We start from the raw sequence: 25,841 nt of genomic DNA, 5'->3' as shown, positions 1-25,841 counted from the left end.
TCGGATGGAACGTGTCGAGGAGTCCCGTTTGATGAGTCATTCCCAAGACCAGATCGTCTTGCTGGCGCCGCTGACCGGCCCGGTCGTGCCGCTCGCGGACGTGCCGGACCCGGTATTCGCGGGCGGCATGTTCGGCGACGGCATTGGGATCGATCCGCTCGAAGGCAAGCTCGTTGCGCCTTGCGACGGTGTGGTCATGCATCTCGCGCGCACCGGCCATGCGGCGACCATCCAGACGCCCGAGGGCGCCGAGGTGCTGCTGCACATCGGCATCGACACGGTCGATCTGAACGGCAAGGGCTTTGCGCCGATGGTCGAGCAGGGCGCGCAGGTGCGCGCGGGCGATGTGCTGATCGAGTTCGATCAGGACGCCGTCGCGCAGTCGGCGCACAGCCTCGTGTCGGTGGTGGCGATTGCGAATTCGGATAAGTTCGACGTCGTGGAGCGCGCCGGGCGCGGGCTCGCGAAAGCGGGCGCGACCAGGCTGCTCGTGCTGCGCTCGAAGGCGGGCGTTCAGACGCGCGCCGTCGACGCTTCGTCGATCGTGCAGGAGGAGGCGCGCCGTCACATCACGCTGTCGCAGGCAGGCGGCCTGCATGCGCGGCCGGCCGCGCGTGCGCGCGAAGCGGCGCGCGGGATCGATGCGCGCGTCGAGGTTCGCTATGACGGCAAGCGCGCGCCGATCGAAAGCGTCGTCGGCCTGCTCGGACTCGGCGCGGGCCAAGGCGCGACGGTCGAGATTCTCGCGGTTGGGCAGGAGGCGCGAAAGGCGATCGATGCGGTCGCGTGCGAGCTGTTGCGCGAAGTGCATGGCGAAGTCGAAGAAAAACCGGCGCGCGCGGCCTCGCCTGCACCGGTCCAGGCGGTACGCCCGGCCGGTGCGCCGTTGGATCCGAACACGCTCGCAGGCGTGTGCGCGTCGCCCGGCATCGCGGTCGGCAAGCTCGTGCGCTGGGACGACGCCGAGCTTGCGCCGCCCGAGGCGGCAAACGGCACACCGGCGGCGGAAAGCCGCCTGCTCGACAAGGCGCTCGCCACGGTCGACGCCGAACTGAACACGACGGTGCGCGACGCGTCGCAGCGTGGCGCCGTCGGCGAGGCGGGCATTTTCGCCGTGCACCGCGTACTGCTCGAAGACCCGACGCTCGTCGACGCCGCGCGCGACCTCATCAGCCTCGGCAAGAGCGCGGGCTACGCGTGGCGCGAAGCGATCCGCGCGCAGATCGCGCTGCTGATGAAAGTCGAAGACATGCTGCTCGCCGAGCGCGCCGCCGATCTGCGCGACATCGAAAAGCGCGTGCTGCGCGCGCTCGGCTACTCGAGCGCGACGGCGCGCACGCTGCCCGAAGAAACGGTGCTGGCCGCGCAGGAATTCACGCCGTCCGATCTGTCCTCGCTCGACCGCACGCGCGTCACCGCCCTCGTGATGGCGGGCGGCGGCGCCACCTCGCATGCGGCGATCATCGCGCGGCAGATCGGGATTCCGGCGCTCGTAGCGGTTGGCGACATGCTTCATGCGGTGCCCGAAGGCACGCAGGTGGTCGTCGATGCGAGCGCGGGGCGCCTTGAATATGCGCCGACCGAACTCGACGTCGAACGCGCTCGGCTCGAACGCCAGCGCCTGGCCGGCGTGCGCGAAGCGAACCGTCGCACGTCGCAGGAAGCGGCCGTGACGAGCGATGGCCGCGCGATCGAAATCGCGGCCAACATCGCGACGCTCGACGACGCGAAGACCGCCGTCGACAACGGCGCCGATGCGGTTGGCTTGCTGCGCACCGAGTTGCTCTTCATCCACCGCCAGGCGGCGCCGACCATCGACGAGCATCGCCAGAGCTATCAGTCGATCGTCGACGCGCTCGCCGGACGCACCGCGATCATTCGCACGCTCGACGTCGGCGCGGACAAGGAAGTCGACTACCTGACGCTGCCGCCGGAACCGAACCCGGCGCTCGGCCTGCGCGGCATTCGTCTCGCGCAAGTGCGCCCGGATCTGCTCGACGATCAATTGCGCGGCCTCATCGCCGTGCAGCCGCAAGGCGCTGTGCGCATCCTGCTGCCGATGGTGACCGACGCGGGCGAACTGATCGCACTGAGAAAACGCATCGACGAGTTCGCGCGCGCCGCGGGCCGCACCGATCCGATCGAGGTGGGCGTGATGATCGAAGTGCCGTCGGCGGCGCTGCTTGCCGATCAGCTGTCGCAGCACGCGGATTTCCTGTCGATCGGCACCAACGACCTCACGCAATACACGCTCGCGATGGACCGCTGCCAGCCCGATCTCGCCGCGCAAGCGGATGGTCTGCACCCGGCGGTGCTGCGCTTGATCGACATGACCGTGAAGGGCGCGGCCAAGCACGGCAAGTGGGTCGGCGTTTGCGGCGCGCTCGGCGGAGATCCGCTCGCGGTGCCGCTGCTGGTCGGCCTCGGCGTGACGGAATTGTCGGTGGACCCGGTCTCCGTGCCGGGCATCAAGGCGCGTGTGCGCCGCCTCGATTATCAACTGTGCCGCCAGCGCGCCCAGGATGCCCTGGCGCTCGATTCGGCACAGGCGGTAAGAGCAGTGAGCCGCGAAATCTGGCCGCTCGACTGAGCGTTCCCTAAACCTGGCGCATCGCGCCGTGCTCCCCAAGGCCGCAACAAGCCTTGGGGCAGGGCAGGTGTTTGTCCAAGAACGCTTCGGTCAGGCTGGAAATCGCAAGATTCAAGTAGAGCAATCGACTCAACGACCCAACGACGAGACACATTAGGATTGGAGGAATCAATGGACGCGAATCCATTTTTGAAAGTGCAGCGCCTAGGGCGCGCGCTGATGCTGCCGATTGCGGTGCTGCCGGTCGCAGGCATTCTGCTGCGGCTCGGCCAGGCCGACGTTTTGAACATCAAGATGATCGCGGATGCGGGCGGTGCGATCTTCGACAATCTGCCGTTGCTGTTCGCAATCGGCGTGGCGGTGGGTTTCGCGAAGGACAATAACGGCGTGGCGGCGCTGGCGGGGGCGATCGGCTACCTCGTCGAAATCGCGGTGATGAAGGACATCAACGACAAGCTCAACATGGGCGTGCTGTCGGGGATCATCGCCGGTATCGTCGCGGGGACGCTCTACAACAAATACAAAGACATCAAGCTGCCCGACTACCTCGCGTTCTTCGGGGGGAAACGCTTCGTGCCGATCATCACGGGGCTCGTCTGCGTGGTGCTAGGGATCGTGTTCGGTTACGTCTGGCAGCCCGTGCAGGCGGCGATCGACGCAGCCGGCCACTGGCTCACCACGGCGGGTGCGATCGGCGTGTTCGTGTTCGGCGTGCTGAACCGGCTGCTGCTCGTTACCGGCCTGCACCACATCCTCAACTCGCTCGCGTGGTTCGTGTTCGGCACGTTCACGCCGGCGGGCGGCGGCGCGGCCGTGACCGGCGACCTGCACCGCTTCTTCGCGGGCGACCCGACCGCGGGCGGCTTCATGACGGGCTTCTTCCCGATCATGATGTTCGGCCTGCCGGCCGCGTGTCTGGCGATGCTCCACGAAGCGCCGAAGGAGCGCCACGCGATGGTGGGCGGCCTGCTGTTCTCGATGGCGCTGACGTCGTTCCTGACCGGCGTGACCGAGCCGATCGAGTTCAGCTTCATGTTCCTCGCTCCGGTGCTCTACGCGATCCATGCGGTGCTGACGGGGCTGGCGCTCGCGATCTGCTCGGCGCTCGGCATTCACCTCGGCTTCACGTTCTCGGCCGGCGCGATCGACTATGTGCTGAACTACGGCCTGTCGACCAAGGGCTGGCTGGCGATTCCGATCGGCATCGCCTACGCGGTCGTCTACTACGGCTTGTTCCGCTTCTTCATCCGCAAGTTCAACATGGCGACGCCGGGCCGCGAGCCTGCCGCCGCCGACGCACAAGTCGAATCGTTCGCATCGGGCGGCTTCGTTGCGCCGACGGCCGGTGCTGCCGTGCCGCGTGCTCAACGCTATATCGCGGCGCTCGGCGGCGCGGCGAACCTGACGCTGGTCGATGCTTGCACGACGCGTCTGCGTTTGCAGGTGGCCGATGCGGACAAGGTCTCGGAAGCGGAATTGAAGACGATCGGCGCGCGCGGCGTGCTCAAGCGCGGCGCGAACGCGGTGCAGGTGATCATCGGACCGGAGGCGGACATCATCGCCGACGAAATTCGTACGGCAATCGGCAGCGGTGACGCCGGCATTGCGGCGGCGGGCAGCGCCAAGGCAGCGGTTGCGGCTGCGGCGGTGGCGTCGTCGGAGGCGGGCCCGCTCGATCCGGAACCGTCGCGCTGGCTCGCCGTGTTCGGCGGCGCGACGAACGTCGTGTCGCTCGACGCGGTGGCGTCGACGCGCCTGCGCGTCGTGGTGCGTGATCCGTCGGCAGTCGACCGCTCGCGCCTCGCATCGCTCGACGTCGCGTGGGTGTCGGCCGATACGTTCCACATCGTCTGCGGCCAAGCGGCAAAGCGCTATGAGGAGCAGCTGACGGCGCGCCTGCCTTCGACGGGTGGAGCGGCGCCTCAGCCGGCGTAATGCGATTCGCTAGCCGCCATAACGCGATTTTCGCGCTATTTAATCGATCAAATAGCGCTTGAATCGCGAGAATTTCGGCTGCTGAATTAATCGGAATTATTGTTTCAGGTTAATCGGTGGCAGATTTTCACGACATGAAGAAAAAAGCCCTCGTCACTTACGAGGGCTTTTTTTGATTTGACGATAACGGTACCTGAATGCCATTAACCGCGTTCTTACCGGAAAACCCGATACGTCACTTCGCTTTGCGTTTGGGAGGCTCGTTGCCTTGCTCCGATTCGAGCCACATCACGTTGATGACGCCGAACGCCAGCGCCACGCCGATCCCGAGAATCCAGCTGAAGTACCACATGATCCACTCCTCTTTGATCTGATGTCCGGCGCGCGCAGCGCGTGGCTGCGCGCTGCCGCCTCAATACATCGAATGCTTGTTCTGCTCGAGCGCCTGATGCGTGACCTTGCCGCGCATCACGCGATACACCCAGCCGGTGTAGAGCAGCACGATCGGCAGGAACACGATCACCGCGCCGAGCATGATCTCGAGCGTCAAGCGGCTCGACGTTGAGTCCCACACCGTGAGGCTGCTCTTCGGATCGAGCGACGACGGCATGATGAACGGAAACATCGAGAAGCCCGCCGTCAGGATCACGCCCGCGATCATGAGGCCGGTCGAAATGAACGCCGTCTTTTCGAGGCGCGAGCCGGCGAGCACGAGCGCCAAGAGGCCGCCCACGATGCCGGCGACCGGCGCCACGATCATCCACGGATAGTGCGAGTAGTTCGCGAGCCACATGCCTGCGCCGGCTTCGGCGTTTTTGAGGAGCGGGTTCGCGACGGCGTCGAGCGGCGCGGGATTCGTGATCTCGTAGCCGCCGATGAGCGTCGCCACCAGCACGCCGGCAATCACGAAGAACACGACCGCCGCGAGCGACGCAATGCGCAGCGCGACCGAGGCGCGCCGCGCGATCGCGCCATCGCTCTTCATCTTCACGAACGCCGCGCCGTGCGCGGCCAGCATCGCCACGCTCACGAGCCCGCACAGCACCGCGAACGGATTGAGCAGCGCGAAGAAGCCGCCGTGATACGTGACGCGCAAGTCGCTGTCGAACGAGAACGGCACGCCTTCGAGCAGATTGCCGAACGCCACGCCGAACACGAGCGCGGGCACGAAGCCGCCGACGAAGAGCGCCCAGTCCCACGCGCTGCGCCAGCGCGGATCGGGGCGCTTGCTGCGATAGTCGAAGCCGACCGGCCGCAGGAACAGCGAGAACAGCACGAGCAGCATCGCGAAGTAAAACCCCGAGAACGACGCAGCGTAGACGAGCGGCCAGGCGGCGAACATCGCGCCGCCGGCCGTGATCAGCCACACCTGATTGCCTTCCCAGGTGGCCCCGACCGTATTCACGACGATGCGCCGTTCTTCGTCGGTCTTGCCGATGAAGGGCAGCAGTATCGCGGCGCCCATGTCGAAACCGTCGGTGAGCGCGAAGCCGATCAGCAGCACGCCGATCAGCACCCACCAGATCAGCTTGAGGGTTGCGTAATCCATGATGATTCTTTCCCTTGGTTAGACGCGTGTCTCGTTACGCCGTGGTGCGGCCCGAGAGGGCAGCGCGATCGTGCTCGCCGAGTTCGTGGTGGTAGCGCCCCGTATGCAGCGACGACGGGCCGAGGCGCGCGTACTTGAACATCAGCGTGATCTCCACGATGAAGAGCACCGTGTAGAACACCACGAAGCCGGCGATGCTCAGATACAAGTCGCTGGGGGCAAGGCTCGACGCGGACAGGTGGGTCGGCAGAATGCCGGCGATCGTCCACGGCTGACGGCCGAGCTCAGCGACCACCCAGCCGAATTCGGCGGCGAGCCAAGGCAGCGGAATCGCCCACACGGCCCAGCGCAGGAACCAGCGCTTGTTGTCATGCAGCAGCGTGCGCCGGGCGCAGAACCAGAACGCCGCGATGAACGTTGCGAGGAACAGAATCCCCAAGCCAACCATGATGCGGAACGAGAAGAACAACGGCGCGACTGGCGGAATCGTCTTCTTCGCGGCCTCTTGGATTTGATCCGGCGTCGCGTCCGTCACCTTTGCCGTGAACTGCTTGAGCATCAGGCCGAAGCCGAGGTCGTCCTTGTACTTGTCGAAGGTGGCGCGCGTGGCGTCGGTCGTATCGCCTTCCTTGATCTTCTGCAGCGCACCGTACGCGATCATGCCGTTCTTGATGCGGCCTTCGTTTTCCACGATCAGGTCCTTGAGGCCGATCACCTGTTCATCGATCGAACGCGTCGCGATGATCCCGAGCGCATAGGGCACACGGATCGCGTAGTCGGTCCGCTGCGCTTCCTGATTGGGAATCCCGAACACGGTGAACGCCGCCGGCGCGGGCACGGTTTCCCATTCGGATTCGATCGCGGCGAGCTTGACCTTCTGCACTTCACCCGTGTTGTAGCCCGATTCGTCGCCGAGCACGATCACGCACAGCGTCGAGGCCAAGCCGAAGCCCGCGGCGATCGCGAACGAGCGGAGTGCGAACTGGGTGTCGCGTTTCTTGAGCAGGTACCACGACGAGATGCCGAGCACGAACATCGACGCCGTCACATAGCCCGCCGATACCGTGTGCACGAACTTCACTTGCGCGACAGGATTGAACACGACCTGGAACAGACTCGTGAGCTCCATCCGCATCGTTTCGTAGTTGAACTCGGCGCCGACCGGATTGTTCATCCAGCCGTTGGCGACGAGAATCCACAGTGCCGAGAGATTAGAGCCGAGCGCCACTAGGAAGGTGACGATCAAGTGCTGGACTCTCGACAGCCGGTTCCAGCCGAAGAAGAACAGGCCGACGAAGGTCGACTCGAGGAAGAAGGCCATCAGCCCTTCGACGGCGAGCGGCACACCGAAGATATCGCCCACGTAGTGCGAGTAATACGACCAGTTCGTGCCGAACTGGAATTCGAGCGTGAGGCCGGTGACGACACCCATCGCGAAGTTGATCCCGAAGAGCTTGCCCCAGAACTGGGTCATGTCCTTGTAGATTTGCTTGCCGGTCATCACGTAGACCGCTTCCATGATGACGAGCAGCCAGGAAAGGCCGAGCGTCAGCGGCACGAACAGAAAGTGATACAGCGCCGTGACGGCGAACTGCAGCCGCGACAGGTCGACGACTTCACTGCTGAGCATGTTGAGCTCCTTGGAACGAAGAGGACGCCGGCACGGCGAGCAGCGCCTGTGCGACTGCGGCGGGAGACATCGACATGTGCTCCGCCTGCGGGTGATTGAAGAAAGCGTATTTGAGCGCCATCAGGAGCACGAGCTTGATCGCGAGCACGACGGTGATGTCGCGTGCGAGCGTCGGGCCGTGCACCCAGGCGGAAATGCGTGCCCTGATGCCACGTTTCGGCGTGGGCGGACGCGCTCTATGCGGCGTATTTTTATTGGAAAGTATGGTGGTCATGATTGTTTAGGGACGATGTTGCATTGCCTTTTCAATCGGAATTGCCTAATGCCGCTCGCAATCTTTTTAAACCGGACGAGATATGTTTACTGACAGATTCGGCTAAACCCTTAGGAAATATTACGGTATGGGGAGGATAACCCTTAAGGGGCAGATGCGACAAACGGTCGCGAAACTTTCGTAAATGCCGCAGTTTTTTTGAGATTATTGTCGCAGCGCAATCATCTGTTGATATCGAGGAAAAGGCAGACGAAAAAAAGCCCGCCGTCTTTTGACGGCGGGCTCTCTATCCGCGAACCGGAAAAGCGCCGGATCCGGCGCCCGGTGGATTATGAATAGGCAGTCAGCGCGGCGCGCATTTTCTTCATCGCGCTCGCTTCGATCTGACGAATACGTTCGGCGGAAACGCCGAATTCATCGGCCAGCTCATGCAGCGTCGAGCCGCCCGAGCCATCGTCCTCGACGTTTAGCCAGCGTGCCTCGATGATGCGGCGGCTGCGCGCGTCGAGCGATTCGAGCGCTTGGGCGATGCCGTCCGTCTGCAGCTTGTCGCGCTGGCGCGCGGCGAGCACGCTGGTCGGTTCGTTGTGCGAGTCGGCCAGATAGGCGATCGGCGCGAACGATTCCTCACCGTCCTCGACTTGCCCTTCGAGCGCGATGTCGCCGCCCGAAAGCCGCGTTTCCATTTCCGTGACTTCCTCGCGCTTCACGTTGAGCTCTTTGGCGAGCCCTTCGATTTCTTCCGGCGTGAGCGAGTTCAAGCCTTGCTTATGGCTGCGGAGGTTGAAAAACAGCTTGCGCTGCGCCTTGGTCGTGGCGACTTTCACCATGCGCCAATTGCGCAAGATGTATTCGTGAATCTCTGCCTTGATCCAGTGCATCGCATACGAGACGAGGCGCACATTCTGTTCGGGATCGAAGCGCTTTACTGCCTTCATCAGCCCGATGTTGCCTTCCTGGATCAAGTCGGCGTGCGGCAGACCGTAGCCGAGATAGTTGCGAGCGATCGACACCACGAGCCGCAGGTGCGACAGGACGAGCCGGCGCGCCGAGTCGACATTGTTTTGCTCGCGGAATTCGGTGGCGAATTGACGCTCTTCCGCAGCAGTGAGCATCGGAATCCGGTTGACGGCCTGGATATAGGCGTCGATGTTGCCGAGCTGGCCGGGCAGCATCGAGGATTGCGCGAGCGTCAGTGCACCTGCCGAATCCGCCTTGGCAGGCGCCGGGCTCAACATGCTCGGAAGGGTCATTGCGTTGCTCACGGGTAAAACTCCTTTGGAATCAGACAAATGCTTACTCAGAAAAGACTCCAGCGTGGATGTTAGCACTCCAGGTTACCGAGTGCTAATACTTAGAGCGAGTAGGGTTGTCCGAGTTCCTATCGAAAATGAAGATTTGATAGCTGATGTTACACCCGATTGTGGCCTGGAGTGCCTCGGGCAAATTGGGCAAGGATCGTTTGACGGTGTGGTAAAGGCTACTGTTTTTTTCGGTTTTGAAAGAATTTTATTCTCAAAATGACGCGCATCAGAAATTTCCCGTAACATAAGATCGATTTCCGCTGGAAACCGTTGTCGCAATATCCCTCGGCACACATGTTCAACTGATTAGTTGGAGTGTTCGATGAAAAAAAGAAAGCCCTGGCGAGGCGCGTTGGCGCTCAAGGGAGCCGTACTTCTGACCCTTTGCGGCGCATGTTCTGCCGCATCCGCCGACCAGTTCGGCGTGCAAATCGGGGGCGGGATCGCTGACCACGATGTCAAGAAAGCCGATCTCGGTTTCGTGTGGGATCCGAACTTGAACTGGTGGTACATCGGCGGCTTCCACTTCACGGTGGTCGGCGAAGCGCACGTCGAGTATTGGCACGCGGACGGCGCGAATATCAACAGCAATATCTACGCATTCGGCGCGACGCCCGTGTTCCGCTTCATTAAGGATTCCGGCGCGATCCGGCCGTTTTTCGAGGCGGGCGTCGGCGTGCGATTCCTGTCGCATCCCACTATTTCAAGCACTTACACGCTCTCGACGTCGTTCCAGTTTGCGGACATGGTCGGCATCGGCGCTCAGTTCGGCAGCCGCCAGCAGTACTTGGCCGGCTTTCGTTTTCAGCATGTTTCCAACGCTGATATCAAACGACCCAATCCTGGTATAAATTTCAGCCAGATTTATCTGCAATACAACTTCTGACGAGCGTGTCCGTGCAGCGGCGCCTCGAGGCCATGGGAGCTGAGCGATGGCGGCAAAAGTAATCGAGGCGATTCGCGGGCTGGAGCGTGACCGGTTTCGCGCGATGGTCGACGGCAATGGTCAGTTGCTTGAAGAGTTGCTTTCGGAGAGCGTGAGCTTCGTTCATACGAACGGCAAGCGCGAGACGAAGCAGCAATTCATCGACGCCATCATGGCGGGCCGTCGCCGCTATCGGCAGATCGAAATCCAATCGCAGGATGTCGTGGTGGTCGGCCGCGAAACGTGTGTGGTGACGGGGCGCGTGCTGATCGAAATGGAAGCGAACAACGGGGCGCTGCTGTTTCCGATTGCCTATACGTCGATTCAGACGCAGCAGGATGGGCAGTGGCGCCTTGTCGCGTGGCAGGCCACGCGGTGCGCTGTCGAGTAACCCTGAGTGTGAGTTCGCTCGAAAAGCGGTCTTTTAGGCCGCTTTACTATTTGGATCGCTGCCTGGGGCGTTTTGCGCATCCCCGATCCAATTTCATCCCGGCGGCATGTTACGCCGCCGGGATGTATCGCACCGCTTGCCGCCTGTCTTGCTTATTGACCGTGACTACGCCGCGGCGCGTTCGTCGCCGGAGCGCCAGTCGGCGCGATTCACTGCGCTGACGACAGCATCGACGATGGCGGTCACGACGTCTTCATGCACGCCGACGCCGTAGCGCACCGCTTGCTGTCCGACGCGGCACCCGACGAACACCGCCGTACGCCCATCCGCCGCCGTCATGCTCTCGTACGACGACACCTCGATGGCCTGGCCCGCAGCCGTTGCCATCGCGCTCGCGATCGCCTGAGCGCGCGCTTCACCGTCGACGCTCGTTCCATGCTGCGCTGCGCCGGCGATCTCGCGATGCTGCCAATGCACGGCCGATGCGCCGACGCGACCGGCCGGGCCGCGCGTTTCGAAATACTCGCGAGCGAACAGCGCGCAGATCGCATCGCCCGACACTTCTTCACCCGACTGATCCGCGATGTCTTGCACGGCATGGCTGAACTCGATTTGCACGCGGCGCGGCGGCGTGAAGCCCATGCCGCGCTCGAGCAGATAGGTTGTGCCGCCCTTGCCCGACTGGCTGTTGACGCGGATCACGGCGTCGTAGCTGCGGCCGAGATCGGCGGGATCGATCGGGAGATAGGGCACTTCCCAGATCGCGTCGGATTTTTGCTGTGCGAGCCCTTTGCGAATCGCGTCCTGATGTGAGCCCGAGAACGCGGTGAAGACGAGGTCGCCCGCGTACGGATGACGCGGATGCACCGGAATCTGGTTGCAGCGCTCGACGAGGCGGCGCACGGCGTCGATATCGGAGAAGTCGAGGCCCGGGTCGATGCCTTGCGTGTAGAGATTCATCGCGAGCGTGACGAGGTCGACGTTGCCCGTGCGCTCGCCGTTGCCGAAGAGGCACCCTTCGATGCGGTCCGCGCCTGCGAGCAGCGCGAGCTCGGCGGCGGCCACGGCCGTGCCGCGATCGTTGTGCGGATGCACCGACAGCACGATGCTGTCGCGATAGCCGAGGTTGCGGTCCATCCATTCGATCTGGTCGGCGAACACGTTCGGCGTCGCGGCTTCGACCGTCGCGGGGAGATTGACGATCATCTTGTGATCGCGCGTCGGGCGCCAGACTTGCGCGACCGCGTCGCAGACTTCGCGCGCAAACGGCAGCTCGGTCATGCTGAACGTCTCCGGCGAGTATTGGTAGATCCAGTGGGTGCCGGGGCGCTTGGCCGCCTGTTCCTTGATAAGCCGTGTGCCCTCGACGGCCAGCGCCTTCACTTCATCCTTCGACGCGTTGAACACGATACGGCGGAACGACGGGCAGATCGCGTTGTAGAGGTGGACGATCGCACGCGGCACGCCTTCGAGCGCCTCGAACGTGCGCGCGATCAGGTCTTCGCGCGATTGCACGAGCACTTCGATCGTGACGTCGTCGGGAATGCGCTTTTCCTCGATCAGCTTGCGCACGAAATCGAAGTCGGTCTGCGATGCGGAGGGGAAACCGACCTCGATTTCCTTGAAGCCAATGGCGACGAGCATCTCGAAGAATTCGAGCTTCTGCGGGATGGTCATCGGCTCGATCAGCGATTGGTTGCCGTCGCGCAAATCGGTGCTCATCCAAATCGGCGCGCGCTCGATCGTTCGGCTCGGCCATTTGCGGCCGGTCAAACGCACAGACGGGAACGGACGGTACTTTTCGGCGGGGTTGCGGAGCATTGTGAGCCTCGTTCGTCGGGTCGTCTGCGGGAGGTGGCGGGTCGAGCGGCTGGCTGACTCTGCCGGCGCGTCGCAACAGCGTTGCGCCGCGGTGGCTCTCGCGATCCGTCCGAACGGTATTCGGCCGAATGCTGACGACTACAGGTTGTAAAAGGGACTGCGTTTGGGGTGAAACGGAAACTGCTGAGAACTGCTGGGAGGACCGCGCAAAACGCACGCGGTGCTACGCCTGGCTAATTACGCTAGACGTAGCGATAGCGACCGCGCTAGGCGGCCGGAAGTAATTCGGAGGGAGTTCTGCGGGGAACACATAGTGGGGACACTTTATGTCAGCGTGCTGCAGCGTGTCAACCCTTTGATTCGTCTCAAAAATTGTCCAGGGGTGAATCCGCGTGCGTTCAATCGCCGCGTTTCGCGACGCCCGCGATCACGTCGATTTGCTTGGCGACGGCCGCCGGAACCGGCGTTTCGCCGCGCAGCACCGATTCGATCCACGCCGCCGTCGTTGCCGCATCGCGCGCTTCGGGCAGGTCGACTTCGGGGGCGTCGGACGATGAGCGCTCCGGTGCGACCAGCATTTCGCTGACCCCGTCATGCAGCCAGTCGATCTGCACTTGTCGGCGAGTATCGGCCACCGCCTCGCCTTCTGTGCCGCGCGCGAGCAGCGCGCCGCCGGTTGCCACTTCCGGATGGTCGCTGAATAGTTTGGTGAGGCTCTCGCGATAGGGCGGATGCGTGTAGTTCACGAGCCGCAGCCCGGCCGGGGCGAACGGCTGGAGAATCTTGACGAGCGTATGCGTCGAGTTGCGCACGCCCATGATCTGGCGCAACGAAAGCAGACGAGCGAGCTTCGGCGCGAGCGTCGCGATCGGCGCGAACGCGACGCGGCGGCGGGCGAGCGCATCTTCAATCTCGCCATGCGTGCGCGCAGGCTCGACGCCGAGCTGCGAAAAAATCTCGGCGCTCGTGACGCGGCCTGGGTCGGTGCTGACGCCATGCACCAGCACCGGCACGCCTTCACGCGCGAGCAAGAGCGCGAGCAGCGGCACGAGGTTCGGCTGTTTGCGCGCGCCGTTGTAGCTTGGAATCGAGACGGCGAGATGCTTGCTGTCGTGTACGTGCACCGGCTCGAATGAAGCGTGCGCGGCGGTTAGCATCGCGGCCAGCTCGTCGGCGCTTTCGCCTTTCACGCGATAGGCAAGCAGGATCGCGCCGAGTTCGAGATCCGACACCCGGCCATCGAGCATTGCGCTGTAGAGCGCGTAAGTGTCGTCGGTCGACAGCGCCCGCGCGCCGTTCGGTCCGCGGCCAATCTCCTTGATGAAGCGGGCGCACGGAAAGGGGGCGGTGAGAGCGGTGTCGACGGTATCGGTCATCGGGAAAGAAACGGCATGGCGGCGCGCGAAGTTCGCGAGTCCGCCCACTGCAATTTGGAGATATGCGGGAAGTTCGTCGAGTATCGCATGCTCGCAACGCACTCGCACGATAGTTATAAACTCCCTGTTTCGCCGCCATTCGTGCGGCGCTCACTCAAGAACGACGGAGAACGGAATGAGCTACGTGTTTGCGCCCGCGCCGGTAGTCGCGGTGCCGATCGCTGGGTCCAGCGAGCAATTCGCGGTGCACCGCATCTATTGTGTTGGCCGCAACTACGAGGCGCACGCGCGCGAGATGGGTCACGACCCCGACCGCGAGCCGCCGTTCTTCTTCAGCAAGCCGGCCGACGCGGTTCTCTATGTCTCGCCCGGCGCGACGGGCGAATTTCCGTATCCGCCGCAATCGAAAAACGTCCACTTCGAGATGGAGCTCGTGGCTGCGATCGGCAAGGCGGGCAAGGATATTGCGGCCGAGCGGGCGCTCGAGCACGTCTACGGCTATGCCCTGGGCATCGATATGACGCGGCGCGACCTGCAAGCCGAAGCGAAAAAGCTCGGACGTCCGTGGGATACCGCGAAGGGCTTCGATCACTCGGCGCCGCTCGGTCCGATTCATCCGGTGTCCAAGGTCGGCCATATTGATCATGGCGCGATTTGGCTGACCGTCAACGGCGAAGAGAAGCAGCGCTCCGACGTTTCGCAGCTCATCTGGTCGACGGCGGAGACGATTGCGTATCTGTCGACGCTGTTCGAGCTGAAACCCGGCGACCTGATTTTCACGGGCACGCCGGAGGGCGTCGGCGCGGTCGTCAAGGGCGATTTGATGAAGGGCGGGGTCGACGGTCTGGGTGATTTCAGCGTGCGTGTCGTTTGAGCGTGTATGCAGACCAGATCCAGGGAGACTCGATGAAGCTATACAGTTATTTCCGCAGCTCGGCGTCGTATCGCGTGCGCATCGCGCTGAATTTGAAGAATCTGCCGTACGACTACATGCCGATTCATCTCTTGCGATCGGGCGGCGAGCAACTGACGCCCGAGTACCGCAAGCTGAATCCGGATGCGCTCGTGCCGACGCTCGTCGATGGTGATGCCCAGATCCAGCAGTCGCTCGCGATTATCGAGTACCTCGAAGAGACGCATCCGAATCCGCCGCTCTTGCCGCGTGCTGCGCTAGACCGCGCTTACGTGCGCGCGCTCGCGCTGCAGATTGCCTGCGAGATCCATCCGCTGGACAACCTGCGTGTGCTGAAGTACCTGAAGCACGAGCTCAAGGTGGACGAAGAGGCGAAGAACGCCTGGTACCGGCATTGGATCGAGGCTGGCTTCGAGATATTCGAAGGACGGATCGCGAACGATTCGCGCACCGGCAAGTTCTGTTTCGGCGATACGCCGACGCTTGCGGACCTGTGTCTCGCGCCGCAGGTGTTCAACGCGCAGCGCTTCAACGTCGATACGCAGCGTTATCCGACGATCCAGCGTATCTACGATCACGCGATGCAGTTCGAAGCGTTCGCGAACGCGGCGCCTGAGAAGCAGCCGGACGCAGAGTGACGCGACGCTGACAGCACGTCTCCCGCGGACATGGACGCGGGCGTAAAAAAGGCCAGTTCGATGAACCGGCCTTTTTCGTTACCGCAAGCGTGCGCGATCAACCAAGCAGCGCGTCCGCGAACTCCTCGGCATTGAACGGCTGCAGATCCTCGACCTTTTCGCCTACGCCGATGAAGTACACCGGCACCGGCCGCTGACGCGCGATCGCCGCGAGAATGCCGCCCTTCGCGGTGCCGTCGAGCTTCGTCACGATGAGGCCGGTCAGGTTGAGCGCATCGTCGAACGCCTTCACTTGCGCGAGCGCATTCTGGCCGGTGTTCGCATCGATGACGAGCAGCACCTCGTGCGGCGCGCCGTCGTGCGCCTTGCCGATCACGCGCTTCACCTTGCGCAGCTCTTCCATCAGATGCAACTGCGTCGGCAAGCGGCCGGCCGTATCGGCCATCAGCACGTCGATCTTGCGGGCGCGCGCCGCGCTTACCGCATCGAAAATCACGGCAGCCGGATCGCCGCTTTCCTGCGCGACGACCGTGACGTTGTTGCGCTGTCCCCAGATCGCAAGCTGTTCGCGCGCGGCGGCGCGGAACGTGTCGCCCGCGGCCAGCAGCACCGATTGGTCGAAGCGCTGAAGATGCTTGGCGAGCTTGCCGATGCTCGTGGTTTTGCCTGCGCCGTTGACGCCCGCGATCATCATCACGAGAGGCTGCGCGCGGCCGAGCATCAGCGATTTTTCAAGCGGTTTCAGGAGGCCGACGAGCAGCGAGCGCAAAGCAGCCTTCACTTGCAGCGGGTCGGTGAGACGCTCGGCGCGAACCTTTTCGCGCAGCGCCTCGAGCAGATAGGTGGTGGCTTCGACGCCGGCGTCGGACATCAAGAGCGCGGTTTCGAGTTCCTCATAGAGATCATCGTCGATCTTCGCGCCGACGAAGATGCCGGTCAGCCCCGCGCTTGTCTTCGACAAGCCGGACTTCAGCCGATCGAGCCAGGATTTCTTTGCAGCAGGCTCGGCGGCGGGAGGCGGAACGATTTCAACGGTCTCGACCGCGGCTTCGGCCTGCGTTTGCGGCTCGGCGTACAGCTCGTCGCTGGGCTCGGCAGGCGGCGCGAATTCGGCGCGGCTGGGCGCTTCCGCTTGCTCGGCGTCGGCTTCCTGGGTGTCCAGAGACTCGTCCTGCGCGGTTTCGGGCGCTTTCGAGCCCTTGAATCGTTTAAAAAAGCTGAACATGGTCGATGGTGGTGAGTGCGCTTGACGGAACGTGCGCGTGGCAGCGACGGGCGGCGCGCGGTCGCGGGCTGCCGAATGAGGCTCGAAGGCCGCTATTTTATCAGGCGTGTCCGCAGGCAGCGGGGTGAGTGCGGTTATGTGGTCGGACGCAGGCGTGGCAACGTGTCTGCGACGCTGTGGTAACGTTGATTACCTTGAACGTATGCGGTATTTGCGCAGCAAGATGTTCGCCGCCGGATACCCGCCCTAGAAAAAACCTCCCCAATTCGAATCCGCATGTCCCGTTCTTCCCCTTCGCGCGCACCGGCTTCGACATCGAACCGTGGCAAGCCGCACACGATCCGTATCATTGGCGGCGACTGGAAACGCACGCCGCTGCCCGTGCTCGATCTCGATGGCCTGCGCCCCACGCCCGATCGCGTGCGCGAGACGCTCTTCAACTGGCTGGGCCAGCGTCTCGACGGCCAACGCTGCCTCGATTTGTTTGCGGGCAGCGGCGCGCTTGGCTTCGAGGCGGCGTCGCGCGGCGCGGCGCGCGTCGTGATGGTCGAGCGCAATGCGCGCGCGGCACAGCAGTTGCGCGCCAATCAGACGCGCCTGCGCGCGGCAACAATCGAAATCGCCGAAGCGGACGCGTTGCGTCTCGCGGCGAGTCTCGCGCCGGGCTCGTTCGACGTGGTCTTTCTCGATCCGCCGTTCGGCGACGATATCCTTGGCCGGGCGGTCGAGCTGGCTACGCCGCTCGTCAGCGCAGACGGCTTTCTCTACGTCGAATCGGGCGTGCCGATCGAGCCCGGCGAAACGGAAGCGCTCGCGGGCTGGACGGTCGTGCGACACGGCAAGGCGGGGGCGGTCCATTATCATTTGCTGCAACGCGAAAATGATGAATAATGCGCGTTCCAAAACAGGCGCCGGGCGGTATGCCGTCACGCGCGTCGCTGCGGGCGGCGGCTGTTCATCGCGAGCCCGCACCCCAATCTGCGTGAAGAGAGGAGATGCTCCATGGTAGTCGCCGTGTACCCGGGTACGTTCGATCCCTTGACTCGCGGTCACGAAGACCTCGTGAGGCGTGCGTCGAGCATATTTGACACGTTGGTCGTCGGTGTCGCCGACAGCCGCGCCAAGAAGCCGTTTTTTTCGCTGCAGGAGCGTCTCGACATTGCGCGCGAAGTGCTGGGGCACTATCCGAATGTGCAAGTGATGAGCTTCAAGGGGCTCTTGAAGGACTTCGTGCGGACCAACAATGCGCGCGTGATCGTGCGCGGTCTGCGTGCCGTGTCGGACTTCGAGTACGAGTTCCAGATGGCCGGGATGAACCGTTATCTGCTGCCCGACGTCGAGACTATGTTCATGACGCCGTCCGATCAATACCAGTTCATTTCGGGCACGATCGTGCGTGAAATCGCGCAATTGGGCGGCGATGTCAGCAAGTTCGTGTTTCCATCGGTCGAGAAGTGGCTGGTGGAGAAGGTTGCCGAGATGGCGCAGCCGTCGGCGGCGCAACCCTGATGATTGCTGCGATGGCTGGGGCCCGATAGGCGTCAGCCGCAACGGGCACCCCGCGTCTATCGTTTCGCATCAGTTGGGCGAGTAGACTTGGGGGCAGCCCGGCGTTTTTTGTGAGTGAAGCATGGCTTTGATGATTACCGACGAGTGCATCAATTGCGACGTCTGCGAGCCCGAGTGCCCGAACGACGCAATCTCGATGGGCCCGGAAATCTACGTGATCGACCCGAACAAATGCACCGAGTGCGTCGGCCATTTTGATGAGCCGCAGTGCCAGCAGGTGTGTCCTGTCGAATGTATTCCGCGCGACCCTCAGCATGTCGAAACACCTGAGGGGCTCATGGCGAAGTACCACGCGTTGCAGGCCGCGAAGGGCGCTTAATGCGCGCTGACAGCAGCGCTTAGGGCCCGAGAGCGTCGGGCGGCGCGCTCGTTATGCCGCTCGTTGCGAGCGGCTCGCCCATCCTGTCTGCGATTTATCCGATGTGAGTTCGTAGCGCGCCAAGCAGCGCGCCGCATTCGGCGTCGGTGCCGATGGTAATGCGTAGATACGCGTCGATTCGCGGCAGCTTGAAGTGCCGCACGAAGATCTCCCTCTCACGCAGTCTCGCGGCCAGTTGCCCGGCGTCATGTGCCGGATGCGATGCCAAAACGAAGCTCGTGGCCGACGGTACGACAACGAAGCCCAATTCAACCAATCCCGCCGACAAACGCTCGCGGCTCGCGATGACTTTCTCGCAGCATGCGCGGAACCATGCGTCGTCCTCGTAGGCGGCCTGCGCCGCGGCTTGCGCGAGCCGATCGAGCGGATACGAATTGAAGCTATCTTTCACGCGGTTCAGCGCGTCGATCAACGCGGCGTCGCCGAACGCCAAGCCCACCCGCATGCCGGCGAGCGAGCGCGCCTTCGACACGGTCTGCACGATCAGCAGATTGGGATACTTCGCGATCAGCGACACCGCCGACTGTGCGCCGAAATCGACATACGCTTCATCGACCACCACGACCGATTCCGGATTCCCCGCGACGAGCCGCTCGATCTCGGTCAGCGGCAACGCGCGTCCCGTCGGCGCATTCGGGTTCGCGATCAGCACGCCGCCATTCGGCACGAGATAGTCGTCGACGCGAATCGCGAACGCTTCGTCGACCGGCACGGTCTGGTAAGCGACGTCGTAGAGACGCGCGTACGTCGGGTAAAAGCTGTACGTGATGTCGGGGAAAAGAATCGGCTTGTCGTGCTTGAGCAGCGCTTGAAATGTATGCGCGAGCACCTCGTCCGAGCCGTTGCCGACGAACACCTGGTCGGCCGAGATGCCGTGATGCGCGGCAACCGTCTCGCGCAGTTTGCGCGCGGTCGAATCCGGATAGAGGCGCAGCGCCTCGCCGCTATCGCCGAGTTCGCGTCGAATCGCCTCGACAACACGCGGCGACGGCGGGTACGGGTTCTCGTTGGCGTTCAGCTTCACCGGGTTCACGAGCGGGGGCTGCTCGCCGGGCACATACGGGGTGAGGTGCTGAACGATGTCGCTCCAATAGCGGCTCAAGGGTGGCTCCTAGGATTGCGGTCGCGGCGGCATGACGTGGAACGCTTCGATCGACGACTATCAGGCGTTGCGATGCAACTGCATCATCGCGCGTTCCAGTTCGCCCTTGACGACATGCGGCATCACGGCGAGCGAGCGCTCGATCGAGGCATCGATCGTATCCTGCTCTTCTTTGCGCGGAGGCTTCAGCACGTAATTCGCGACATCAGGCTTCGCGCCGGCGCGTGCGGACTCGGGAATCAAATCACGCGGATGTCCGATGCCGATCCGCAGCCGCCAGTACTGCTGCGACGACAGGTGAGCGGTGATGTCCTTGAGCCCGTTGTGTCCGCCGCTGCCGCCGCCGAGCTTCAGCTTTACGGCGCCGGGCGGCAGATCGAGTTCGTCGTGGGCGACGAGGATCTGGTCGGGCAGGATCTTGAAGAAATGCGCGACGGCGACCACCGATTGGCCCGAGCGGTTCATGTACGTCTGCGGCTCGAGCAGATGCACTTCTTCGCCAAAGAGCCGCGCCTTGGCATAAAAGCCGTGAAAGCGCCGCTCGTCGCGTAGCATTGCGCCCGCTTCGCGCGCGAGTTGATCGACGAGCCAGAAACCGGCGTTGTGGCGCGTCGCGGTGTATTCGGCGCCCGGATTGCCGAGCCCGACGATCAGCTTGATCATGATTCTTGTGCGGCGGCCGCGAAGCCGCCCGATGCCGAAAAGCCGAAAAAAAACCCGCCGGGCAAGCCGCGGCGGGTCACGTCGACCGTTCCAAAGAACGGATCGAGAGGATACCGATTGTTTTAGCGCTTATGCAGCGGGCGTTTCGCCTTCGGCAGCAGCTTCACCTTCAGCAGCAGCAGCGCCAGCCGGGATCGCCGCGGATGCGACCACCGGGTTTTCGCTTTCGATGTGGGCCACGAGCGACACGCCCTTCGGCAGCGTGATGTCCTTGGCGTGCAGCGATTGACCGGCTTCGATCTTCGCCAGGTCGAGCTCGACGAATTCAGGCAGGTCGGCCGGCAGGCATTCGATTTCGACTTCGTTCACGACGTGAGCGATGATCGCGCCGCCCGTCTTAACGGCCGGGTTGGTTTCCTGGTTCATGAAGTGAACCGGGACCTTCGTGTGCAGCTTCTTCTTCGGGTCGACGCGCTGGAAGTCCACGTGCAGCACGAGCTGACGGAACGGGTGGTATTGCACATCGCGCAGCAGAACTTGTTGCGACTTGCCAGCCACTTCCAGGTCGAGGATCGACGAGTGGAACACTTCCTTCTTCAGGGCGTGCCACAGGGCGTTGTGATCGAGTTCGATCAGTTGCGGTTCCGAATCGGCGCCATATACGATCCCCGGGGTCTTGCCGGAAATACGCAGGCGGCGGCTCGCACCCGTACCTTGCAGATTGCGCTCAAAAGCGACGACTTTCATGTTGTTCTCCATACACTGCCCGCGACCAGGCAGTAAAAACTAAGGGCCTGCACGCTCATCGCGCTGGCCCTGGACCATGCGGCATGAACCAGAATTAGCCCATGCCGATTGTGCAGACGGCGTTGCATCGAGCAACGCCGCCGGCAAATACTTTACGTTCGCTTCAAGCTTCGGCGAACAGCGACATCACCGAATCGCCGCGGCGAATCCGCGAGAACGTTTCGGCGAGCAGCCCCGCGCACGACAGCGAGCGGATCTTCGAGCAGCTGCGCGCTTCGTCGGAGAGCGGAATCGTGTCGGTGACGACGAGTTCGTCGAGTGCCGAACCGGCGATACGCTCGCCCGCGCCGCCCGACAGCACCGGATGCGTCGCATACGCGAAAACTTGCTTTGCACCGCGTTCCTTCAGCACCTGCGCTGCCTTGCAGAGCGTGCCGGCGGTGTCGACCATGTCGTCCATGATCACGCAGGTGCGGCCTTCGACTTCACCGATGATGTTCATCACCTCGGCGACATTCGCCTTCGGACGGCGCTTGTCGATGATCGCGAGATCGCAGTTCAACTGCTTTGCGAGCGCCCGGGCGCGCACCACACCACCGACGTCCGGCGACACCACGAGCAGATCTTCATAGTTCTGCTTGCGCAGATCGCCGAGCAGAACAGGCGTTGCGTAGATGTTGTCGACAGGGATGTCGAAGAAGCCTTGAATCTGGTCGGCGTGCAGATCCATCGTGATGATCCGCTCGACGCCGGCAATCTCCAGCATGTTCGCGATGACCTTGGCCGAAATCGCGACGCGCGCCGAACGCGGGCGGCGATCCTGGCGCGCATAGCCGAAGTAAGGGATGGCGGCGGTGATCCGGCCGGCGGATGCGCGCTTGAGCGCATCGACCATGATCATCAACTCCATCAGGTTGTCGTTCGTCGGCGCGCACGTGGATTGCAGGACGAAAGCATCCTTGCCGCGCACGTTCTCCTGAATCTCGACCTGGATCTCACCGTCCGAGAAACGGCTGACCATCGCTTTGCCGAGGGGAATACCGAGGATTTTGACGACTTCCTGAGCGAGCGCGGGATTCGCGTTGCCAGTAAAAACCATCAGGCCGTCTTGGCTGCTCATCGTGCACCTGCTTCAGCTGGAGGCGGGAAATGCGAAGAATATATGGCAGGGGAGGAAGGACTCGAACCCTCGCATGCCGGAATCAAAATCCGGTGCCTTGACCAACTTGGCGACTCCCCTACACTAACTTTGAGCTTCACCGGGTGTGTAGGACATCCCGATGATGCGAAACCTTATGCCGCGAAGGCAAAGAGTGGATGCGTATCCAGACTCGCTGTTACTGCGCCTGCCCATTCGGACGGCAGTTTGGCTTGCGCCGCTTCTGCTTCGCCGAGACTTGGGAACGCGGCAAAAACACTAGAGCCGGATCCGGTCATCCGCGCGGGAGCGATGTTAGCAAACCATTCGAGCACCCGAGCAACTTCCGCGTATTTTCCTACGACAACTTGCTGCATGTCATTTCGACCGAAACCGTCTGGCCAATTTTCGCTGCAGTTATGCTGTGCAAGAAAGTCCGTAATTGTGAGGGCTTTTGAATCTCTTGTCAACGATTTATCGGAAAAAATCGCAGCAGTCGGAACATGCACCCTCGGCGTCACCACAAGAAAGTAACGCGGCGGCAATTGTACAGCCTGAAGCGCTTCTCCGACACCCTCTGCGAATGCATTTTTTCCAAATACGAAGAAAGGGACGTCGGCGCCGAGCCGGAGCGCGAGACCTTGCAGCACGTTGCGAGGCAAATCGAGCTTCCATAGGCGGTTGAGCGCGAGCAGCGTCGTTGCGGCGTCGGAGCTGCCGCCGCCAAGGCCCGCGCCCATCGGCAGGCGTTTGTCGATCTCGATGTCGACGCCCGCGCCGGTGCCGGTCTCTGCTTTGAGCAGCGCAGCCGCGCGCACGACGAGGTCACTCTCTTCCGGCACGCCGGGAACGTCGGTCTTGCGGTGGATACGTCCGTCGTGGCGCAGCGTGAAGTGCAGGCGGTCACCCCAATCGAGTAGTTGGAAGACCGTTTGCAGTGCGTGATAGCCATCGGGCCGGCGGCCCGTGATGTGCAGAAAGAGATTGAGCTTCGCCGGAGCCAAGCAATCCCGCAGGGACTGGTTCGTTTCGATCATGCTTTAAAGCAGAAAAAGCGGCGGAAAGTGCGTCGAATCATGCCACGACAACTGCGCGATCATTGGTCGAGCACGAGCTTGATATCGAGCGGAGGGTCCTGGCGCGTCAGGTTAAGCCGCTTGACGCCAGTGGCCGGCGCATCGGCGTACGCGAGATAGCTGATCGTCCAGCCGTCCTGGTCGATCTCCTTCAAGCGCGTCTGCTGCTGCGGATCGGGCACCGTCGTCGCTCTTGAGGTAGGCGCCGGCGACGGCTGCAGCCAATAGCGCAGACCCTCGACCGGCAGCGCAAATCCAAGCGCATTCTGCATCAAGGTCGCCACATTGTCGGCGGTCATCGGCTGACGGTTCGGCAGCTCCAGCGTCGCCGAAGCCGGCGAGGACGTGACGATCGCCATCGTTTGCCCAAGCGGGTTGAGCAACTGCAGCGTCACCGTATCGCCGTGTTCTTGCCAGTCGAAGTTGCCGTAGGCATTGCGCTGCTTGCCGTATTGATCGACGTATTGAATCGCGAAGCGGCCGTGATACGCACGCGTGGTTTGCGTTGAAAGCGTGGTGGCCGCGTTGGAGGTCGACGGCCCGCGCGGAGTGACCGAGGCGCAGCCCGCGAGCGCGACAACCGCGGCCGACGCAAGCGCAAACGCCGCGCCACGCCAGCTCACGGTGCCGACGGTTAAGCGTGAGACATGCATCAGAGATCGTTCACCTGGAAGCGCTTGAGCGTTTTGACGAGCGTGTCGTTATCGGGCTCGAGCTTTTGCGCGTCGCGCCATGCGGCGCGCGCTTGATCTTGTTCACCGCTCTTCCAGAGCACTTCACCGAGGTGCGCGCCGATTTCCGCGTTCGGCTGCAAGGTGTACGCCTTGCGCAGCAGCTTCGCGGCATCGGAGGTATCGCCCAGGCGGTACTTGACCCAGCCGAGGCTGTCCATGATGAACGCATCGTTTGGCGCAAGCGCCGATGCCTTTTCGATCAGCTTGTCCGCTTCCTGGAGGCGCTGATTGCGATCGGCGAGCGAGTAGCCGAGCGCGTTATACGCCTGCGGGTTGTCTGGCTGCGCGCGGATCAACAGACGCAGCTGCGTCTCCATCAAGTCGTAGTGGCCGTTCTTCTCGGCCGCCATCGCGTAGTCGTACAGGATGTCCGGATCGTCCGGAAAGTCTTGGGCTGACTGCTGCAAGCGGGACTCGGCTTCCGGATAGCGCTTGGCGTCGAACAGAATCGCGGCATCGGTGCGGGCGATCACCGCTTGATCGTGCGGGTCGGAAGTTTGCAGATCGGTGAGCACCTTGCGCGCAGCGTCGGTCTTGCCTTGCTTCGCGAGCAGTTGAGCGCGCGTGATTTGCGCCGGAATGTACTGCTGGCTCTTCGGCGTGATCTTGTCGAGCCATTGGCCAGCGCCCGCTTCATTCTTCTGTTCGAGCGAAAGCTGCGCCAGATAGATGTACGCCTGGCCCGGATCCGCGCCGGGCGTTTTTTCCGCGAGCTGTGCGTATTGCGACAGATACTTTTGCGCGTCGTCGTATTTCTTTTGCTGGACGTCGATAAGGCCCAGGGCCATCAGCGGCGTCAGGTCCTTCGGGTCGTTGGCGCGCATGATTTCGAACTGCTTTTGCGCGTCGTCGAGGCGATCGCTCGCGAGATACAGTTGCGCCAGCGCGAGCCGAGCGTCATGCGATTTGGGATTCTGCTGAACGTACTTTTCGAACGACGCGATGCCTTCGTTGCGTTCGTCGGGGCCCATCTGCGAGAGCGTGAGCGCGGCCGGCAGATAGTCGGGCTTCAGCTTGAGCGATTGCTCGAGCGAAGCGCGCGCACCGGGCTGATCGTCAGCGACGAGCTGTTGGCGGCCGATCGCGAGCTGTGCTTCCGGGCGGTCGAGATCGTTCTTCAGCAGGTCTTGCAAGACGTGCAGGCCACCGACCCGGTTGGGTCCGCGCGACAACAGCACTTGCAGCGCGAGAATCGCCGTGCCGCGGCTTTCCGCCGGCACCTTCGCGAGTTCGCGGGCGAGCAGCGGCGAGGCATCGTCGGGCTTGCCCGACAGCACGAGCAGCGAGGCGTCGAGCTGCGCCGCGCGCTCCGAACTCGGCGCGTACTGCTGCCAGAGCTGCGCTGCGGCGAGCGCGTCGGACGGGCTTTGCGCCGTCAGCGCGATTTCGGCGGCACGCTCCGCCATGCGGGGATCGTGCGTATCGCGCGCGAGCGCCAGATACGTCTGATAGGCGGGCGCCGGCTGGTCGCGCTGCAGCGCGATTTCCGCGGCTAGCACCTGGAAGACGATCTGGCTCGTCAGCTGAACATCCGGCAGATCTTTTTTCTCGTTGGCCGACGCGGGCGCGAACATATCCGGCGCGGAGACCGAGTTGTCGTCCGAAGTGGGCGATGGGTCTTGCGCATACGCGGGATTCAAGGCGAGCGCCCAGGCTGCGAGGACCGTGGCGCCGAGGAGGCGGCGGGCTGGCAGCGCGCGCTTCGCAGCGTGCTCGACAGGCCGGGCGGATGCGGCGGCCCGGCGCTTCGAAAACAGCTTCAGGGACAAGATCATGGAAATCCGTTCAATGTTTCGGTCGATTGTAACGCGCTCGCTACAATACACGCACAACCGACCACGCAAGTTACACACCAGTCAGAC

General features: G+C 63.0%; 24 protein-coding genes and 1 tRNA gene. 9 read left to right on the top strand and 16 right to left on the bottom strand.

What is annotated here, in order from left to right; all coding sequences use genetic code 11:
- The first annotated feature begins 4 nt into the window (after positions 1-4).
- Together ptsP and nagE are read left to right on the top strand one after the other, a co-directional pair.
- Positions 5-2,590: a phosphoenolpyruvate--protein phosphotransferase gene (gene ptsP / locus AAHK20_RS20695; RefSeq protein WP_449183374.1), complete on the top strand. Its 2,586-nt coding sequence runs from the start codon at positions 5-7 to the stop codon at positions 2,588-2,590.
- Positions 2,591-2,761: 171 nt separating this feature from the next.
- Positions 2,762-4,525 (top strand): N-acetylglucosamine-specific PTS transporter subunit IIBC, encoded by a 1,764-nt coding sequence (gene nagE, locus AAHK20_RS20690; protein ID WP_449183373.1) that lies wholly within the window; start codon positions 2,762-2,764, stop codon positions 4,523-4,525.
- A 235-nt stretch (positions 4,526-4,760) separates the two neighbouring features.
- Here nagE and cydX read toward each other — a convergent pair whose 3' ends face one another.
- The 5 genes from cydX to rpoH form a co-directional block, all read right to left on the bottom strand.
- Positions 4,761-4,877, bottom strand: a complete 117-nt coding sequence (gene cydX / locus AAHK20_RS20685; protein ID WP_449183372.1) for a cytochrome bd-I oxidase subunit CydX — start codon at positions 4,875-4,877, stop codon at positions 4,761-4,763.
- 60 nt (positions 4,878-4,937) lie between these two features.
- A complete protein-coding gene (cydB, locus tag AAHK20_RS20680; RefSeq protein ID WP_449183371.1) occupies positions 4,938-6,074 on the bottom strand; it encodes a cytochrome d ubiquinol oxidase subunit II in 1,137 nt (378 codons plus the stop codon).
- Between the two features lie 34 nt (positions 6,075-6,108).
- Entirely contained in the window at positions 6,109-7,704 is a 1,596-nt protein-coding gene (locus tag AAHK20_RS20675; protein WP_449183370.1) for a cytochrome ubiquinol oxidase subunit I, read from the bottom strand.
- On the bottom strand, positions 7,691-7,978 hold the full coding sequence (cydP, locus tag AAHK20_RS20670; RefSeq protein ID WP_449183369.1) for a cytochrome oxidase putative small subunit CydP: 288 nt from the start codon (positions 7,976-7,978) through the stop codon (positions 7,691-7,693). The genes AAHK20_RS20675 and cydP overlap by 14 nt, the downstream gene beginning before the upstream one ends.
- 329 nt (positions 7,979-8,307) lie before the next feature.
- Entirely contained in the window at positions 8,308-9,243 is a 936-nt protein-coding gene (gene rpoH, locus AAHK20_RS20665; protein WP_449183368.1) for an RNA polymerase sigma factor RpoH, read from the bottom strand.
- Positions 9,244-9,604: 361 nt separating this feature from the next.
- Here rpoH and AAHK20_RS20660 point away from each other — a divergent pair, with 361 nt between their 5' ends.
- Together AAHK20_RS20660 and AAHK20_RS20655 are read left to right on the top strand one after the other, a co-directional pair.
- Positions 9,605-10,168, top strand: a complete 564-nt coding sequence (locus AAHK20_RS20660; RefSeq protein WP_449183367.1) for an acyloxyacyl hydrolase — start codon at positions 9,605-9,607, stop codon at positions 10,166-10,168.
- Between the two features lie 46 nt (positions 10,169-10,214).
- Positions 10,215-10,598, top strand: a complete 384-nt coding sequence (locus AAHK20_RS20655; RefSeq protein ID WP_449183366.1) for a nuclear transport factor 2 family protein — start codon at positions 10,215-10,217, stop codon at positions 10,596-10,598.
- Between the two features lie 165 nt (positions 10,599-10,763).
- Here AAHK20_RS20655 and leuA read toward each other — a convergent pair whose 3' ends face one another.
- Both leuA and ybiB read right to left on the bottom strand, forming a co-directional pair.
- Positions 10,764-12,419, bottom strand: a complete 1,656-nt coding sequence (gene leuA / locus AAHK20_RS20650) for a 2-isopropylmalate synthase (protein WP_449183365.1) — start codon at positions 12,417-12,419, stop codon at positions 10,764-10,766.
- 398 nt (positions 12,420-12,817) lie between these two features.
- A complete protein-coding gene (gene ybiB / locus AAHK20_RS20645) occupies positions 12,818-13,795 on the bottom strand; it encodes a DNA-binding protein YbiB (RefSeq protein WP_449183364.1) in 978 nt (325 codons plus the stop codon).
- Between the two features lie 175 nt (positions 13,796-13,970).
- On the opposite strand from ybiB, the gene AAHK20_RS20640 reads away from it, so the two are divergent.
- Together AAHK20_RS20640 and maiA are read left to right on the top strand one after the other, a co-directional pair.
- On the top strand, positions 13,971-14,669 hold the full coding sequence (locus tag AAHK20_RS20640) for a fumarylacetoacetate hydrolase family protein (protein ID WP_449183363.1): 699 nt from the start codon (positions 13,971-13,973) through the stop codon (positions 14,667-14,669).
- 32 nt (positions 14,670-14,701) lie between these two features.
- Entirely contained in the window at positions 14,702-15,346 is a 645-nt protein-coding gene (gene maiA, locus AAHK20_RS20635; protein WP_449183362.1) for a maleylacetoacetate isomerase, read from the top strand.
- A gap of 97 nt (positions 15,347-15,443) precedes the next feature.
- Here the strand turns inward: maiA and ftsY are convergent, their stop codons facing one another.
- A complete protein-coding gene (ftsY, locus tag AAHK20_RS20630) occupies positions 15,444-16,571 on the bottom strand; it encodes a signal recognition particle-docking protein FtsY (protein ID WP_449183361.1) in 1,128 nt (375 codons plus the stop codon).
- 276 nt (positions 16,572-16,847) lie between these two features.
- On the opposite strand from ftsY, the gene rsmD reads away from it, so the two are divergent.
- The 3 genes from rsmD to AAHK20_RS20615 all read left to right on the top strand — a co-directional run bounded on the left by rsmD (position 16,848) and on the right by AAHK20_RS20615 (position 18,459).
- The gene (gene rsmD, locus AAHK20_RS20625; RefSeq protein WP_449183360.1) at positions 16,848-17,462 is read left to right on the top strand and encodes a 16S rRNA (guanine(966)-N(2))-methyltransferase RsmD; all 615 of its coding nucleotides are present in this window, start codon (positions 16,848-16,850) and stop codon (positions 17,460-17,462) included.
- Positions 17,463-17,573: 111 nt separating this feature from the next.
- Positions 17,574-18,080, top strand: coding sequence for a pantetheine-phosphate adenylyltransferase (gene coaD / locus AAHK20_RS20620; protein WP_449183359.1), 507 nt, complete (start codon positions 17,574-17,576; stop codon positions 18,078-18,080).
- A 121-nt stretch (positions 18,081-18,201) separates the two neighbouring features.
- Positions 18,202-18,459 (top strand): YfhL family 4Fe-4S dicluster ferredoxin, encoded by a 258-nt coding sequence (locus AAHK20_RS20615; RefSeq protein ID WP_137330977.1) that lies wholly within the window; start codon positions 18,202-18,204, stop codon positions 18,457-18,459.
- 94 nt (positions 18,460-18,553) lie between these two features.
- Here AAHK20_RS20615 and hisC read toward each other — a convergent pair whose 3' ends face one another.
- The 8 genes from hisC to AAHK20_RS20575 form a co-directional block, all read right to left on the bottom strand.
- Positions 18,554-19,621, bottom strand: a complete 1,068-nt coding sequence (hisC, locus tag AAHK20_RS20610) for a histidinol-phosphate transaminase (RefSeq protein ID WP_449183358.1) — start codon at positions 19,619-19,621, stop codon at positions 18,554-18,556.
- A 60-nt stretch (positions 19,622-19,681) separates the two neighbouring features.
- A complete protein-coding gene (pth, locus tag AAHK20_RS20605; RefSeq protein ID WP_449183357.1) occupies positions 19,682-20,284 on the bottom strand; it encodes an aminoacyl-tRNA hydrolase in 603 nt (200 codons plus the stop codon).
- A gap of 129 nt (positions 20,285-20,413) precedes the next feature.
- Entirely contained in the window at positions 20,414-21,031 is a 618-nt protein-coding gene (locus AAHK20_RS20600) for a 50S ribosomal protein L25/general stress protein Ctc (protein ID WP_449183356.1), read from the bottom strand.
- A 163-nt stretch (positions 21,032-21,194) separates the two neighbouring features.
- Positions 21,195-22,151, bottom strand: coding sequence for a ribose-phosphate pyrophosphokinase (locus AAHK20_RS20595; RefSeq protein WP_449183355.1), 957 nt, complete (start codon positions 22,149-22,151; stop codon positions 21,195-21,197).
- Between the two features lie 43 nt (positions 22,152-22,194).
- Positions 22,195-22,271, bottom strand: a tRNA-Gln gene (locus AAHK20_RS20590).
- 53 nt (positions 22,272-22,324) lie between these two features.
- The gene (ispE, locus tag AAHK20_RS20585; protein WP_449183354.1) at positions 22,325-23,206 is read right to left on the bottom strand and encodes a 4-(cytidine 5'-diphospho)-2-C-methyl-D-erythritol kinase; all 882 of its coding nucleotides are present in this window, start codon (positions 23,204-23,206) and stop codon (positions 22,325-22,327) included.
- Positions 23,207-23,265: 59 nt separating this feature from the next.
- Entirely contained in the window at positions 23,266-23,898 is a 633-nt protein-coding gene (gene lolB / locus AAHK20_RS20580) for a lipoprotein insertase outer membrane protein LolB (protein ID WP_449183353.1), read from the bottom strand.
- The gene (locus tag AAHK20_RS20575; protein ID WP_449183352.1) at positions 23,898-25,754 is read right to left on the bottom strand and encodes a tetratricopeptide repeat protein; all 1,857 of its coding nucleotides are present in this window, start codon (positions 25,752-25,754) and stop codon (positions 23,898-23,900) included. The genes lolB and AAHK20_RS20575 overlap by 1 nt, the downstream gene beginning before the upstream one ends.
- Between the last annotated feature and the right edge of the window lie 87 nt (positions 25,755-25,841).

The organism is Trinickia camelliae (genome assembly GCF_053525655.1).
Note: the sequence above shows the minus strand (reverse complement) of the source record. Positions and strands in the feature narration are given on the sequence as shown.

Excerpts from the sequence above, each read along its gene's own strand:
- AAHK20_RS20675 (WP_449183370.1), bottom strand. The coding sequence starts at position 7,704 with ATGCTCAGCAGTGAAGTCGTCGACCTGTCGCGGCTGCAGTTCGCCGTC.
- coaD (WP_449183359.1), top strand. The coding sequence starts at position 17,574 with ATGGTAGTCGCCGTGTACCCGGGTACGTTCGATCCCTTGACTCGCGGT.
- rsmD (WP_449183360.1), top strand. The coding sequence starts at position 16,848 with ATGTCCCGTTCTTCCCCTTCGCGCGCACCGGCTTCGACATCGAACCGT.
- AAHK20_RS20600 (WP_449183356.1), bottom strand. The coding sequence starts at position 21,031 with ATGAAAGTCGTCGCTTTTGAGCGCAATCTGCAAGGTACGGGTGCGAGC.
- nagE (WP_449183373.1), top strand. The coding sequence starts at position 2,762 with ATGGACGCGAATCCATTTTTGAAAGTGCAGCGCCTAGGGCGCGCGCTG.
- ptsP (WP_449183374.1), top strand. The coding sequence starts at position 5 with ATGGAACGTGTCGAGGAGTCCCGTTTGATGAGTCATTCCCAAGACCAG.
- cydX (WP_449183372.1), bottom strand. The coding sequence starts at position 4,877 with ATGTGGTACTTCAGCTGGATTCTCGGGATCGGCGTGGCGCTGGCGTTC.
- ftsY (WP_449183361.1), bottom strand. The coding sequence starts at position 16,571 with ATGTTCAGCTTTTTTAAACGATTCAAGGGCTCGAAAGCGCCCGAAACC.
- AAHK20_RS20655 (WP_449183366.1), top strand. The coding sequence starts at position 10,215 with ATGGCGGCAAAAGTAATCGAGGCGATTCGCGGGCTGGAGCGTGACCGG.
- cydB (WP_449183371.1), bottom strand. The coding sequence starts at position 6,074 with ATGGATTACGCAACCCTCAAGCTGATCTGGTGGGTGCTGATCGGCGTG.
- AAHK20_RS20595 (WP_449183355.1), bottom strand. The coding sequence starts at position 22,151 with ATGAGCAGCCAAGACGGCCTGATGGTTTTTACTGGCAACGCGAATCCC.
- leuA (WP_449183365.1), bottom strand. The coding sequence starts at position 12,419 with ATGCTCCGCAACCCCGCCGAAAAGTACCGTCCGTTCCCGTCTGTGCGT.
- cydP (WP_449183369.1), bottom strand. The coding sequence starts at position 7,978 with ATGACCACCATACTTTCCAATAAAAATACGCCGCATAGAGCGCGTCCG.
- ispE (WP_449183354.1), bottom strand. The coding sequence starts at position 23,206 with ATGATCGAAACGAACCAGTCCCTGCGGGATTGCTTGGCTCCGGCGAAG.
- AAHK20_RS20615 (WP_137330977.1), top strand. The coding sequence starts at position 18,202 with ATGGCTTTGATGATTACCGACGAGTGCATCAATTGCGACGTCTGCGAG.
- AAHK20_RS20575 (WP_449183352.1), bottom strand. The coding sequence starts at position 25,754 with ATGATCTTGTCCCTGAAGCTGTTTTCGAAGCGCCGGGCCGCCGCATCC.
- AAHK20_RS20640 (WP_449183363.1), top strand. The coding sequence starts at position 13,971 with ATGAGCTACGTGTTTGCGCCCGCGCCGGTAGTCGCGGTGCCGATCGCT.
- lolB (WP_449183353.1), bottom strand. The coding sequence starts at position 23,898 with ATGCATGTCTCACGCTTAACCGTCGGCACCGTGAGCTGGCGTGGCGCG.
- maiA (WP_449183362.1), top strand. The coding sequence starts at position 14,702 with ATGAAGCTATACAGTTATTTCCGCAGCTCGGCGTCGTATCGCGTGCGC.
- AAHK20_RS20660 (WP_449183367.1), top strand. The coding sequence starts at position 9,605 with ATGAAAAAAAGAAAGCCCTGGCGAGGCGCGTTGGCGCTCAAGGGAGCC.
- ybiB (WP_449183364.1), bottom strand. The coding sequence starts at position 13,795 with ATGACCGATACCGTCGACACCGCTCTCACCGCCCCCTTTCCGTGCGCC.
- pth (WP_449183357.1), bottom strand. The coding sequence starts at position 20,284 with ATGATCAAGCTGATCGTCGGGCTCGGCAATCCGGGCGCCGAATACACC.